The sequence below is a fragment of the Picosynechococcus sp. PCC 7003 genome, from assembly GCF_001693255.1.
Lineage (GTDB): Bacteria > Cyanobacteriota > Cyanobacteriia > Cyanobacteriales > MRBY01 > MRBY01.
The window spans coordinates 2,212,104-2,224,425 of record NZ_CP016474.1 but is presented as its reverse complement, the minus strand read 5'-3'; the positions used below and the strand labels follow the sequence as shown (position 1 = coordinate 2,224,425).

At 49.9% G+C, this 12,322-nt stretch carries 14 protein-coding genes and 2 tRNA genes; 10 read left to right on the top strand and 6 right to left on the bottom strand.

What is annotated here, in order from left to right:
- Window positions 1-270 precede the first annotated feature (270 nt).
- From AWQ21_RS10680 to AWQ21_RS10655, 6 genes are all read left to right on the top strand, one after another.
- Complete coding sequence (locus AWQ21_RS10680) at window positions 271-870, top strand: chromophore lyase CpcT/CpeT (RefSeq protein ID WP_065714526.1); 600 nt, start codon at window positions 271-273, stop codon at window positions 868-870.
- A 44-nt stretch (window positions 871-914) separates the two neighbouring features.
- Complete coding sequence (locus tag AWQ21_RS10675; RefSeq protein ID WP_012307699.1) at window positions 915-1,130, top strand: NAD(P)H-quinone oxidoreductase subunit O; 216 nt, start codon at window positions 915-917, stop codon at window positions 1,128-1,130.
- Between the two features lie 15 nt (window positions 1,131-1,145).
- Window positions 1,146-2,117, top strand: a complete 972-nt coding sequence (gene mdh, locus AWQ21_RS10670) for a malate dehydrogenase (protein WP_065714525.1) — start codon at window positions 1,146-1,148, stop codon at window positions 2,115-2,117.
- Between the two features lie 11 nt (window positions 2,118-2,128).
- Window positions 2,129-2,812: a 4'-phosphopantetheinyl transferase superfamily protein gene (locus AWQ21_RS10665; protein WP_065714524.1), complete on the top strand. Its 684-nt coding sequence runs from the start codon at window positions 2,129-2,131 to the stop codon at window positions 2,810-2,812.
- A gap of 65 nt (window positions 2,813-2,877) precedes the next feature.
- Entirely contained in the window at window positions 2,878-3,978 is a 1,101-nt protein-coding gene (locus tag AWQ21_RS10660; protein WP_065714523.1) for a branched-chain amino acid ABC transporter permease, read from the top strand.
- A gap of 118 nt (window positions 3,979-4,096) precedes the next feature.
- Window positions 4,097-5,056 carry a DUF362 domain-containing protein gene (locus AWQ21_RS10655; RefSeq protein ID WP_065714522.1) on the top strand — a complete coding sequence of 320 codons (960 nt, stop codon included), beginning with the start codon at window positions 4,097-4,099 and terminating at the stop codon, window positions 5,054-5,056.
- A 106-nt stretch (window positions 5,057-5,162) separates the two neighbouring features.
- Here the strand turns inward: AWQ21_RS10655 and AWQ21_RS10650 are convergent.
- Together AWQ21_RS10650 and modB are read right to left on the bottom strand one after the other, a co-directional pair.
- Window positions 5,163-5,233, bottom strand: a tRNA-Gly gene (locus AWQ21_RS10650).
- A gap of 90 nt (window positions 5,234-5,323) precedes the next feature.
- On the bottom strand, window positions 5,324-6,025 hold the full coding sequence (modB, locus tag AWQ21_RS10645) for a molybdate ABC transporter permease subunit (protein WP_065714521.1): 702 nt from the start codon (window positions 6,023-6,025) through the stop codon (window positions 5,324-5,326).
- A 257-nt stretch (window positions 6,026-6,282) separates the two neighbouring features.
- Between modB and AWQ21_RS10640 the strand changes: the two genes are divergently transcribed.
- Both AWQ21_RS10640 and AWQ21_RS10635 read left to right on the top strand, forming a co-directional pair.
- Window positions 6,283-6,603, top strand: a complete 321-nt coding sequence (locus AWQ21_RS10640) for a Mo-dependent nitrogenase C-terminal domain-containing protein (RefSeq protein WP_065714520.1) — start codon at window positions 6,283-6,285, stop codon at window positions 6,601-6,603.
- Between the two features lie 104 nt (window positions 6,604-6,707).
- Complete coding sequence (locus AWQ21_RS10635) at window positions 6,708-6,959, top strand: hypothetical protein (protein WP_065714519.1); 252 nt, start codon at window positions 6,708-6,710, stop codon at window positions 6,957-6,959.
- Between the two features lie 117 nt (window positions 6,960-7,076).
- Here the strand turns inward: AWQ21_RS10635 and AWQ21_RS10630 are convergent.
- Window positions 7,077-7,161, bottom strand: a tRNA-Leu gene (locus AWQ21_RS10630).
- A 313-nt stretch (window positions 7,162-7,474) separates the two neighbouring features.
- Here AWQ21_RS10630 and rpsD point away from each other — a divergent pair.
- Both rpsD and AWQ21_RS10620 read left to right on the top strand, forming a co-directional pair.
- Complete coding sequence (gene rpsD, locus AWQ21_RS10625) at window positions 7,475-8,083, top strand: 30S ribosomal protein S4 (RefSeq protein WP_030006662.1); 609 nt, start codon at window positions 7,475-7,477, stop codon at window positions 8,081-8,083.
- Between the two features lie 128 nt (window positions 8,084-8,211).
- Window positions 8,212-9,354: a hypothetical protein gene (locus AWQ21_RS10620; protein ID WP_065714518.1), complete on the top strand. Its 1,143-nt coding sequence runs from the start codon at window positions 8,212-8,214 to the stop codon at window positions 9,352-9,354.
- Between the two features lie 27 nt (window positions 9,355-9,381).
- Here the strand turns inward: AWQ21_RS10620 and AWQ21_RS10615 are convergent, their stop codons facing one another.
- The 3 genes from AWQ21_RS10615 to AWQ21_RS10605 all read right to left on the bottom strand — a co-directional run bounded on the left by AWQ21_RS10615 (window position 9,382) and on the right by AWQ21_RS10605 (window position 12,249).
- Window positions 9,382-9,762: a hypothetical protein gene (locus tag AWQ21_RS10615; protein ID WP_065714517.1), complete on the bottom strand. Its 381-nt coding sequence runs from the start codon at window positions 9,760-9,762 to the stop codon at window positions 9,382-9,384.
- A gap of 82 nt (window positions 9,763-9,844) precedes the next feature.
- On the bottom strand, window positions 9,845-10,093 hold the full coding sequence (locus AWQ21_RS10610; protein WP_065714516.1) for a Ycf34 family protein: 249 nt from the start codon (window positions 10,091-10,093) through the stop codon (window positions 9,845-9,847).
- A 128-nt stretch (window positions 10,094-10,221) separates the two neighbouring features.
- On the bottom strand, window positions 10,222-12,249 hold the full coding sequence (locus tag AWQ21_RS10605) for an elongation factor G (protein ID WP_065714515.1): 2,028 nt from the start codon (window positions 12,247-12,249) through the stop codon (window positions 10,222-10,224).
- Window positions 12,250-12,322: the final 73 nt, after the last annotated feature.

Genomic DNA, 12,322 nt, shown 5'->3' with positions numbered 1-12,322 from the left:
GCTGGGACTTGTTCACGATATAACAATTGCAAAAATCAAACCTTGGGATGTCCCATTGTCTAGGATGGTCAGCGAAAAGGAAAGGGAGGATGCCGCACCACCCAAGGGGCGATCGCCCCACCTAATCCATCAATTTCTGCTGGGGAAAGTCAAGACTACAGATGTTGCCTAGCCGTCCCCCTTTTTCCTAAGCTTAGACAATCAGCCCCCAAGCTGACCCCAATTTTTTTAGAAAATTCTTTACCAACCCATTTATCAACGCAATTTCCTATGTCCCACTCTACCGATGCCCATACCCTTGCCCGCTGGATGGCAGGGGAATTTTCTAACGAATCCCAAGCCCTCGCTAATCCCCCTCTCTGGGCCCACATCAAAGTTTGTATGCGTCCCCTGCCCAATCAATTCTTTGATGGCTATGGTCTCTACCTCGAACAGGCTTATAGCTCCGATACCTCTGCCCCCTACCGTTTGCGCCTCTTCCACATCAAACCCGTCGATGATCACATGGAACTGGTACATTACAAACCCAAAGACGATGCCAAAACCAAATACATGGGCGCCGCCCGCAACCCTGCCATGATGCAGCACTTTGATATGGCGGATCTAGACCCGATGCCCGGTTGCGACATGATTGTTACCTGGAGTGGGACGAGCTTTAAGGGCACTGTCCAAGCTGGGAAAGGCTGCCGGGTTGTGCGTTATAACAAAGAAAGCTACCTCGACAATAGCTTTGAAATCACCGATAACGCGTTGATCAGTATTGATCGCGGTCGTGATCCGGTCACCGATAAGATCCTCTGGGGTTCCCTGGCGGGGGCGTTTGAGTTTGAAAAGATCAACAATTTCTCCGGGGAAGTTCAACCCCATTAACCCCTAAAATAAAATTCATCACAATTAGGAGAGACGTAAAAATTATGGCGGCTAAACTAAAGAAAGGAAGCCTTGTGCGGGTGATTAAAGAACAATTCACCAACAGCCTCGAAGCAAAAGCGAGTGACTCTCGTTTACCCGCCTACTTTTTCGGGAGCCAAGGCGAAATCCTCGATCTCGACGATGAATACGCCTTTGTGCGTTTTTATACCCCAACCCCCAGTGTTTGGCTCCGTCTCGATCAACTCGAAGCTGTCTAAATTTGGAATAATCCCATGTGTGCGATCGCCGTCCCTTCCATTTCCTGTAAAGCACCCCAAGTGACGGTGATCGGTGCCGGGAAAGTTGGTAGTACCCTGGCCCAACGGGTTATCGAAAAAAACCTCGCCGATGTGGTCTTGCTCGATATTGTTGAAGGTCTTCCCCAAGGCATTGCCCTTGATTTATACGAGGCCCAGGGTTTAGAAGGCCACCACAAAACAATTCTCGGCACCAATGATTATGCGGATACGACGGGTTCTGACATCGTGGTGATTACCGCTGGGCTGGCCCGCAAACCCGGCATGAGTCGAGAAGATCTGCTCCATTACAATGCCAAGATCGTCGTCCATGCTGCGAGAGAAGCCATGGAGCGTAGCCCCCAAGCCATTTTTATCGTGGTGACGAACCCGATGGATGTGATGACCTACCTGACTTGGAAGGCGACGGGTTTACCAGTGAACCATGTGCTGGGCATGGGGGGCGTTTTAGATTCTTCCCGTCTGCGCACCTTTATTGCGATGGAACTGGGGGTTAGTACCGGAGATGTTTCAACCCTCGTCCTTGGTGGCCATGGAGATTTGATGGTGCCGCTGCCCCATTACTGTACGGTCAGTGGCATCCCGATTACTGAGCTGATGGATGCCGCTAAAATTCAAGGATTGATCGAACGCACGCGCAATGGTGGTGCAGAAATTGTGTCCCTCCTCAAAACAGGCAGTGCTTTCTATGCCCCTGCGTCATCTGTTTGTCACATGATTGAGTCCCTCATTCAGGATCAATCCCGCCTGTTGCCCGCCTCGGTGTATCTGCAAGGTCAGTATGGTTTGACGGATTTATTTTTGGGCGTGCCCTGTCAGTTGGGCTGTCGTGGTGTGGAAGCGATTGTTGACATCCCCTTGACGGATGAAGAATTGGCACAATTGCATCGCTCTGCGGCCTCGGTACGGGATAGCTTTGATAAAGCCCTCTCTAAACTGAGTCTTTAACAGATCGATCCATGGCAGTGTCGGTGGAATATTGGCTAATTTCCCTGGAGCAACTGGGACTGTCAACAAAGCTGTGGTCGCTATTGAGCGATGCTGAACAGCAGCGGGCCAAGGGGTTTAAATTTCTAGACTTGCAACGGCGTTTTATTTTGGCGCGGGCCGGTTTACGGCAAATCCTTGGGTTTTATCTCCAGCGAGATCCAAGGGCGATCGCCTTTGATTATGGTGACCACGGCAAACCGCTGTTACCGGACATTGCGTTTAATTTATCCCACACACACAAATTAGCCCTCTGCGCCATTAGCTTAGACTTCCCCCAAGCCCATTTAGGGGCGGATTTAGAAGCAAAAAGACGAAAAAGTGACATTCTAGGGCTAGCAAAACGATTTTTCACAGCGACAGAATCTAATTTCCTGCAACAGCTGCCAGAAACAGCGCGACAATCAGCCTTTTTGCAACTCTGGACAGCAAAGGAAGCTTATCTAAAGGGAATCGGCTGCGGTCTCCAAGGGGGCCTAGACCGCGTCGAAGTCCGCTTAACGCCGACGCCACAACTCTTGACGTCAGAGCAACAGCCTTGGTCATTATCGCTGTTTGCCCCCAGCGCTGATCATTGGGGGGCGATCGCCATTGATCAACCCGGTGCCCAGTTTACAAACCGGGGGGAATGGATGCTATATGATGGGGCAGTTTGAGGGTTTCCTCCACATTTTTTTAACAACCTTTTTCATCTCCATCCCTATAAAAATCACAAATAACTATGGTCGGCTATCTCGTCTATCTCACCATCTCAGCGGCAACCTACGGTATTTTTTGTCTGGGCCTAAATTTGCAATGGGGCTTTACGGGCCTGATTAACTTTGGTCATGTGGCCTTTATGACCGTCGGAGCCTACGCCACAGTTTTACTCTCCAGCCAAGGCGTGCCCTTACTGCTCTCCCTGGCGATTGGCGCGGGGTGCGCGGCCTTACTAGGGCTGCTCATTGGCCTCTCAACCCTGCGGCTGCGGGAAGATTATTTGGCAATTGTGACCATTGGGGTGTCTGAATTGGTGCGGTTGGTGGCCCTCAACGAAGAGTGGTTAACAAGGGGGGCCTTTGGGGTGCAGGGTTATCCGTTGCCCCTGGGAGGCTTTCGGCCTAATCAGGTGGGTAAGATTGCTTTAATTTTTTGGTTGACAATCATTGCAATTTTTGCGGTGTGGCAACTGTGGCGGGGGTTGCGCTGGCGCTGGAAAAAACTCAAAAAACAGGAAAAATCTGGTCTAGGAGTCGTCGTTTGGGGCATCCTTGGGGGCGGGATTATCACCAGTTTGTTTATCAATGGCTGCATTGCCCTCCAAAATTACAACTACAAAGCAGGGCTGATGCTGCTGTCGGTGATTGCCTTGACCTTGGTGTATGCAGGTTTGGAATATTTGGTGCAATCCCCCTGGGGCCGGGTGCTTAAGGCGATTCGCGAAGATGAAGAAATTCCCCGTGCTCTCGGTAAGAATGTCTTTTGGTATAAATTACAGGCCTTTATGCTCGGTGGGGCGATCGCCGGTGGGGCGGGTTCTTTTTATGCATGGCAATTAACCAACGTTTATCCAGCTAATTTCGATCCGTTAGTCACCTTCAACGCCTGGACAATTGTGGTTTTGGGCGGCGCTGGCACGAATCCCGGCACTTTAATCGGTGCGCTCATTTTCTTTGCCTATGACTCCCTGACGCGGTTTGTGTTGCCCCAGTTGAACTTGGTGGACGATGCCCGCCTGGGAGCTTTGCGGGTGATGGTGATTGGTCTAATTTTGATGGTGTTGATGGTGTGGCGGCCCCAGGGCATTTTGGGCAATAAAGATGAGTTGACCCTCGGTAAATAATTGGCAAAATTTTCGGTCATTCCGCCATTGTCGCTGAGATGATCACAACCCCAGGGCATTTCCTACGCTACTCTATGGGAAGTGCTTTTTTTTCGCCCATTATTTCCGTTCATTTGCCATGTCTACCGTTAGCTTACTTGCGGCCCAAGCCTACGAATTGCCTGAACTGCGCCAATCCCTAGAGGCGTTACTGGAACCCTTGGGGGGCATGGCAGCTTTTGTGAAACCTGGCGATCGCGTTTTGCTGAAACCGAATATGCTCACCGGGGCGCGACCGACCAAAGAATGTATTACCCGTAAGGAAATCGTTTACTGCGTCGCTCAGATGGTTCTAGAGGCAGGTGGCAAACCCTTTATTGGCGATAGTCCGGCCTTTGGGTCAGCCCAGGGGGTCGCGAAAAACAATGGCTATTTACCCTTGTTAGAAGAATTGGGGATTCCCCTGGTGGAGTTCCACGGCAAACGGTACCGTACGGAAGGGGACAACTATCAAAATTTGCGCCTCTCGAAGGAAGCGATGGAGGCGGATGTGGTGATTAATCTGCCCAAGGTAAAATCCCACGTGCAACTGACCTTGACTTTGGGGGTGAAGAATTTGTTTGGCTGCGTCCCTGGGAAAATGAAGGCTTGGTGGCACATGGAAGCGGGTAAAAACCCCGAACAGTTTGCGACGATGCTCATCGAAACAGCCCAGGCGATCGCCCCGGATTTAACGATCCTCGATGGGATTATTGGCCACGAAGGCAATGGCCCCAGTGGTGGCGAACCGAAGCAATTGGGCGTATTGGGTGCCTCTGCTGACGTTTTTGCCCTAGACCGGGCAATGGTAGATATTTTGGGCGTCGAACCAGAATTAGTGCCGACGGTGGCGAAATCCATGGAACTGGGACTCTGTAGTGATCTTGCCGAAATTCATTTTCCCCTAGCGACGCCGAAACAATTGGCGATCGCCAGTTGGAAGCTCCCCGAAGCCTTGATGCCCATTGATTTTGCCCTGCCGCGCATCCTCAAATCCACCTTTCGGAACCTCTACATTCGCTTTATCAAGGAACCCCTGGCTTCCTATAGCGGCAAGTAAGTTACATTTGGCCCCATCTAATTTCAAAAATCAGCCTGGGCCAGTACAAGCGACCTCATCCAGAATTCTTTCTAGGACAACTGGAAACTTCGGTTTTTGTAAATTAAGCGGGTGAGGGGAATCGAACCCCTATCATCAGCTTGGAAGGCTGAGGTTTTACCACTAAACTACACCCGCAAGTGATTTAGACACTCACACAAATCTAGCATCTTTAAGTCACTTTGACCAGAAAAATTGTGGAATTTTTTCTCTTCCACCCAAGGATTATTATCGGAAAAACTGCGGTTTAGTTGCGGTACGAGATTCTAGGTATTGGGTCATCAGTAAACTGAGGAAAGAAATCCCCGTCAAAATCGCCACAAATATGGCCGCAAGGGTCTGATTTCCCGTTTGCACAGCTTCATAAATGGCCATGGGCATCGTTTGGGTTAGCCCAGGGATATTGCCAGCCACCATCAGAGTCGCGCCAAATTCACCGAGGGCCCGGGTAAAACTCAGCAAAATTCCCACTAAAACGCCCCGGTTGGCTAATGGCAGCCACACACGCCAAAAAATTTGCCATTCCGATTGCCCCAGGGTCGCTGCCGCCTCTAAATAAATGGGATTGACGCTTTGTAGAGCCACTTTAGTGCTTTTAAACATGAGGGGGAAGGCCATGACCGTCGCCGCGATGGTCGCCCCTTGCCAGGAAAAAATGAGGCGAATTTGCAGCCATTGATCTAACCAAAATCCCAGCAAGCCCTGTTGACTCAAAAGTTGTAAGAGATAAAACCCAACGACAGTAGGCGGCATCACTAACGGTAGAGTGGCGATCGCCTCTAGCCAAAACTTCCCCCAGAACTGATAACGCACCACTCCATAGGCCAAACCGCCCCCCAAAAACGCCGATAAAATCGTGGCGAATCCGGCCACCTTGAGGGAAATCCAGAAGGCAGGCAACACAATGGCGATCGCCTCAGGCGAAAACATCAACCACGGACCTCAAAGCTCGCTCAAATTTCAGAAAACATCGGTGAATCCCGGGAAAAATCTCGATTTGCCGGAAAATTGTCAATTTAATCACGTTTCTTCCAAGCCAATTTGTCGATACTAAAATAGAGTTAGCTCTCTGTACAAGCCACCGCTATTTTTGTAGTCATCCCAAAGTCGCTCCAACAGTGACTCTCTCCATAAATTCCCCTATCATCAGCCGCACATCTACAATTTTTTACCAAGGGATCATCTCAATGAACTCTTCCCCTAGTAATCGTCATCATCTCCGTTATTCTGGCTTCTTTCGTAACCGACGCTTCGACTTATTTCAATCCCTACGATTTTGGCTAAATGCCATCGAATTTACAACTCCTGAAGCCGCCCATCTCGTCTGTCGCTTGATTCCTGCCCAATGTCCCTTTGCCCGCGATGTGAGCCTGTTAGGTCGCGTTTTGTTTAGTATTCCGCCCCTGTGCAAACTCAATCCCCTCTATAACGAACTGGTCGCACTCCGCTTCCGGGCCCTCACCTTCCTCGCTGAAACCGGTGAAGACATCAACATGTACTGCCAATGAGACACACAGCACTATGGCAGATCCCACAACCTGAGATACACTAGGTCAAGAATCAATTACCCTTTGGTTTTCCTGAATTTGACCCCTGCTGAGTACAAGACCCTATGCCCAGACAAGCAGACGAATACGCTATTTTTTTCCTGATCGAAGGTGGTCACCGCGAGGAAGTTCGCTTTAGCGACATCAAAGAATTTCAAAAATGGTACAGCAGTATTCTGATCCCAAAAGCGGAGGCCGACGACTTTATCAATGTGCCGATTAAGAATATGCAGGGAGAATTTATGGTTATTCGTCCTTCTAGCATCAAAGCCATTCGGGTAGAACCCGTATTTCTCGGCAGTGTTGAGCGATTCTAGAATCTCTCGCTTTCAAAGTTCTTTACAACTTCCCGGATTTGCGTTACCCAATTGATCTTTATGAAGCAAAGGGTTGCGATACAAATATTAATCTGAAAATACAAATCTGACTTTTGATGGGGGTAGAGAGACTTGAACTCTCACGACATTTTACTGTCAACGGATTTTAAGTCCGCAGCGTCTACCATTCCGCCACACCCCCGTTTGGGCACTCTTACAAGTAAATCATAGTTTTTAGGTTTCGACAAGCATTCACCTCTGCTTATTGCCCCAGAAAAGTAATTTAGTCACTGTTTCAAGTGAGAGCATGATATGCTTGTTAAATTGTGGAATTTTCTAAAATTCTCGATTGTCTCTATTGAAAAGACAGTCAAGTTTTGGAATGTTTACAGCCCGTGGGACGTCCAGTTTCGACCTCCCTCCCGTGGGTAAAAATCTCAAAAAGAGCCGTAGTAAGCGGTTTGGGGTCTTTATTTCTACATCCATTTTTTACTTGTAAGGAGAAAGAAAACCTTATGGCTCGTTATCGTGGAGCACGTCTACGCATCACCCGTAGACTCGGAGAATTACCGGGTTTAACCCGTAAAAGCGCCCGTCGGGAATATCCCCCGGGACAGCATGGCCAGGGTCGCCGCAAGCGTTCTGAATATGCAATTCGTTTAGAAGAGAAGCAAAAGCTACGCTTCAATTATGGTGTGTCTGAGAAGCAACTGATTCGTTATGTGCGTAAAGCGCGTCGGACGACTGGTTCTACCGGACAGACGATTCTGCAGTTGTTAGAAATGCGCTTGGATAATACCGTCTTCCGTCTGGGGATGGCTGGTACTATTCCTGGGGCACGCCAGTTGGTAAACCATGGTCACATCTTGGTCAATGGCCGGGTTGTGGATATTCCGAGCTACCAATGTCGTCCTGGAGATGTGATCACTGTGCGTGACCGCGATCGCTCTCGGAAATTAGTCGAAGCGAACATGGAATTTCCTGGTTTAGCGAATATTCCTAGCCACTTGGAATTTGATAAGCCCACTTTGACCGGCAAGGTTAACGGCATCATCGAACGGGAATGGGTTGCTCTGCAGATTAATGAGCTACTCGTGGTGGAATACTACTCCCGGATGGCCTAAAATCATTTGGCAATTTTTATTGCAAAGTTCATTTTTGGAAATGGGGCAATTGTGCCCCTTTTTTTGTGGAGGGGAGTGGCTAAAATGAAGGGAATGTCAGAGGCGATCGCCTTTTTCTTTGTGTTGCTATGGCTCAATCTGTTCCGATCCTCAAACAAATTCAGGTCGCCCTTGCTGCAAAGGACTATGGCCGGATGCGCCAACTGCTGTTGCAATGGCAAAAGGTAGACCCAAAAAATCCCTGGTTTCGTTTGTATGTGGCCCGCTGGTGTGAAGCAACGGAACAATGGCAGAAGGCCGAAAAAGGTTATCGACGGTTACTCAAAGGCGTTTCTGTGCCCAAGGTAGTCACCCAAGCGCGGCAAGGTTTGGCCCGACTTGAAGCAAGAGAATTAGCCCTCACCCAGGCGGCGATCGCCCAGGAGAAGGCCGCCCCCGGCGGAGAAGCCTATGGCCTGATGGTGTTAGAGCCCATTAGCCCCAAGCAAAAGAAAACGGCCGCCCAACATTTTGCGACGGTATTGCGCACCGATGCTTACTCTGCGGGATTACAACTCCCCCTCAAATCCTGGCGTCTATTCCGCACAGGTGCCCTGGGGGAACTGCGTTTTTTAAAGAAAGCTCTCACCCAAGGCAATATTCCCAGTTTTTGTCTCTCTTTGGCGCAGTTGCAAAATATTCCGGTGATCCAAGTCCAGACCATTGAGCAACTCGATCCCCATCTGGTGTTCCGGGGTCTTGATGAAACCCAGCAGGTCGTTGAATATACAGTGCCTTGGCCAGAGATTTCCCAATGGGTAACGGGCATGTTGCCCATTTTTGAAGAATCTCTCGAAAAAGACGGTCGCGGCAAATCTTATTACAAAACAAAAATCCTTGATTATGCTCAATTTTGCGATTTACATTGGGGCGATCGCCAGCTAATTCTCCGGCTAAATGACCAGCATTACCAATTCCAGCAGGGGTTATCTTTCCTCGAAGCCAGCCAAAATCCCATCGAACAGCTCAGTAACCGCCGCAACTGGAATCAGATGCAACACCGCCTTGCGCCGCACCTTACCCATGGTCAACAGTGGTCAGACTTCAAAAGTTTCGCGAATAATGTCCGTGATTTTCCGGAACTGTTGCGCAAAATTCAACCCCAGGTGAATCTATTCCGCCAGGAAGCTCACCAAGATACCTATTGGGACCCTGCCTGGCACCTCTACAGCACGATTATTTTTGCCCATGGAGCCGAAACCCAGTCTGAGGCGATCGCCCACAAGAACTAACCATCGATTTTTCTAACTTTGAAAATCTTAAAAAGTTGGCACCGTATCAGTGCGCATATTGGGGTTACTGCCTGCGCTGGGGTTGGGGTTGGTTACATTGGGATTAGGAAGCGCCTCCACTGTCCCTGCACAATAATCAGGTGCTGGCCAAGCGGCGATGCGGGTATTGTTATTACGGAAATTTACGAGGAAAGAGCGATATTGTTCCAAACTAGACTGGTCTTTGGGGCTAATGCGCTTCATGGTGTCGAGGACTTGAATCGCACGGGGCCAATTTTGTCCACAGAGGGCTTCCCGCATCTGAACATTGAGAAAGCCGTTTTTCATATTCGCCTGGGCGATCGCCTTTGACCCAGGTAGCATCATTCCCACTAAGGCGCAGGCCCAAACAAAACCTTTTATATTCATCGGATGTTTCCTCACAGCGATGTTCACGCCCATATTTTACTGGAGAAAACCTTTAGACTTTGATGAAAGGTTAAGCGATTGTCTAAGTGGGAATCGCCTCCCCAGGCCGGAGCCGCGCCCATTTTCCTTTTTCTTGGGAAAAACTCGCGCAACCCACCACATCCCATTCCATTTCGATTATTTCCCCCTCGGAGCGGATATTGACGTTGATCGTCGGTTCGATGGGCGAAAAATCAGGCTGGTCGGTCAGGTGGGGTTGTTGGTGTTGGGTTTCAACGACATGGTAGGTTTCGCAGCGGTCAACATATTCACAGTCCACGCAAATGCACATGGGGCGCACCTCCAGGGGTTACGGAACTTTGTTTTAGTATAGCGAGATCCCTAGAGGCAATCGCCCCCAAAAAGCATCCCCAATGCCACTCACATCAGGGATACATTACTTTTTGGCAATAATTAGATTTAATGATCTTTTAGGGTTGCCAAAACCTGTTCCGAGACTTTATCTGGTACTTCCTGGAGGTGGTCATATTGCCAATCAAAGAAGCCGACCCCAAAGGTGAGCGATCGCAGTTCAATGATTAAATTGTGCATTTCGGCGAGGGGGAAATAACCCGTGATATGGTCCCAACCGCGCCAGTCCGTCAAACTTTCGTAGCCGAGAATTTGACCCCGTTTACTGCTGATTAACTGCAATGCATTGGAGGTGAAGTCGTTGGGAATGTAGATATTGATCAGCAAAATAGGCTCTAGCAACTGGGGATCACACAGGGGCATCCCTTCCGTCATGGCAATGCGTGCCGCTTGTTTAAAGGCCTGCTCAGAACTGTCTACGGAATGATAGGAACCATCGGTGAGGGTCACATCCACGTCCACCACCGGGAACCCCAAAGGCCCTTGATTTAGGTATTCGCGCACCCCCATTTCCACCCCAGGAATGTATTGTCTCGGGACAACACCACCGACGATGGTTTCGTGGAACTGAAAACCCGTGCCTCGATTGAGGGGTTTGATTTCGAGGTACACATCCCCAAAGGCGCCATGGCCCCCGGTTTGGTGTTTGTAACGACCATGGGAGCTACCGCCATGGCGGATTGTTTCTTTGTAGGGCACCCGTGGTAGATGGGTGGTCATCGGCAGGTTATATTTGCGGCGAAGACGTTCGAGGGCCACCTGGAGATGGATATCCCCTTGACCCCAGAGGATGACTTCGTGGGTATCACCATGTTGTTCCCAGGCCAGGGAGGGATCTTCATCGACCAATTTATTGAGGGCATTACTCAGCTTGACTTCATCTTTGCGATTTTCTGGGGCGATCGCCAAAGCATAAACCGGTTGCATCACCGTGGCTGTTCGCATCGGTTTGAGGGGTTTATCGCCACTACTAAGGGTTTCGCCGACCTTGACATCCTCTAGGCGAGCCAAGGCAACAATTTCCCCGGTAATGGCCTTTTGGATCGGCTTTTGTTGGTGTCCCATCAGTTGATAGATGCTCGCTGGCCGGAGACCATTGAGGAGCATACCTTCCTGGATTTCCCCTTGCCAAACCCGCACCAGGGAGAGTTTTCCACCCTGGGGTGTATAGAAGTTCTTTAAGACCTGCACAACGGTTTCCTGGGGAGAAGCTTTGAGTTCCCGACGGGCAGTCGTATCCACAGGGGCCGGGGCTTCCTGCACCAAAATATCGAGGAGTGGTCGGACACCATAATCCTCGCTGGCAATCCCAAACACCACTGGCACAATTTGATCAGCGCTGAGTTCCTTGCGGAGATCCTGGAGAATTTCTTCTGAAGAGGGGGCCACTTCTTCCAGGAGCATGGCTAACAGTTCATCATCAAAGTCGGCCAGGGTTTCTAGCATTTCTTCCCTGGTAATTTTTTCTTCGATGTGTAGTTCTTCCGGGAAAGGCACCGGGTCTGCCGGACAATCGGGGTGGTAGTGGTAGGCCTGTTCTGAAACTAAATCGATGTAGCCCAGGAGGGCTTGCTGATCCTTACGGATGGGGTACTGTTGGGGCACCATCGGACGGTTCGAGGCTTCCTGGAGGGCAGCGAGGACATCGAGGAAGTTATTCTTCGCCCGGTCCATTTTGTTAATAAAAACAATATGGGGGATATTCCAATCGTCGAGGAATTTAAACAGGGGCGACAGGGTGAGAATTCTTTCGGTTTCTGGCTCACAAACAATGACCGCAGTGCCAACACCGACAAGGGCATTGTAGGTTTCCTGGAGAAATTCAATGGAGCCGGGGCAGTCGAGAAAAGTTAGTTCGATATCTTGGTAAGTAGTGCTAGCGATGGACAGTTCGACGCTCATGGCATGGTCACGGGCTTCGGGGCTACTGTCCCCAACGGTATTTTTGTCTTCGATGCGGCCTTTGCGGGTGGTGGCTTGGGTCAGAAAAAGTAGGCTTTCGAGGAGGGTTGTTTTCCCCGCAGAATAGGGGCCAATGATCGCGATGTTACGGATATTTTCGGTCGTTCTGGTCATAATGTTCTCGTCTCGTGATTGAAGCAGTGGGCGCAATGGGGCAATCTTTGCGGGGAAGCTGGAGATGATCCGC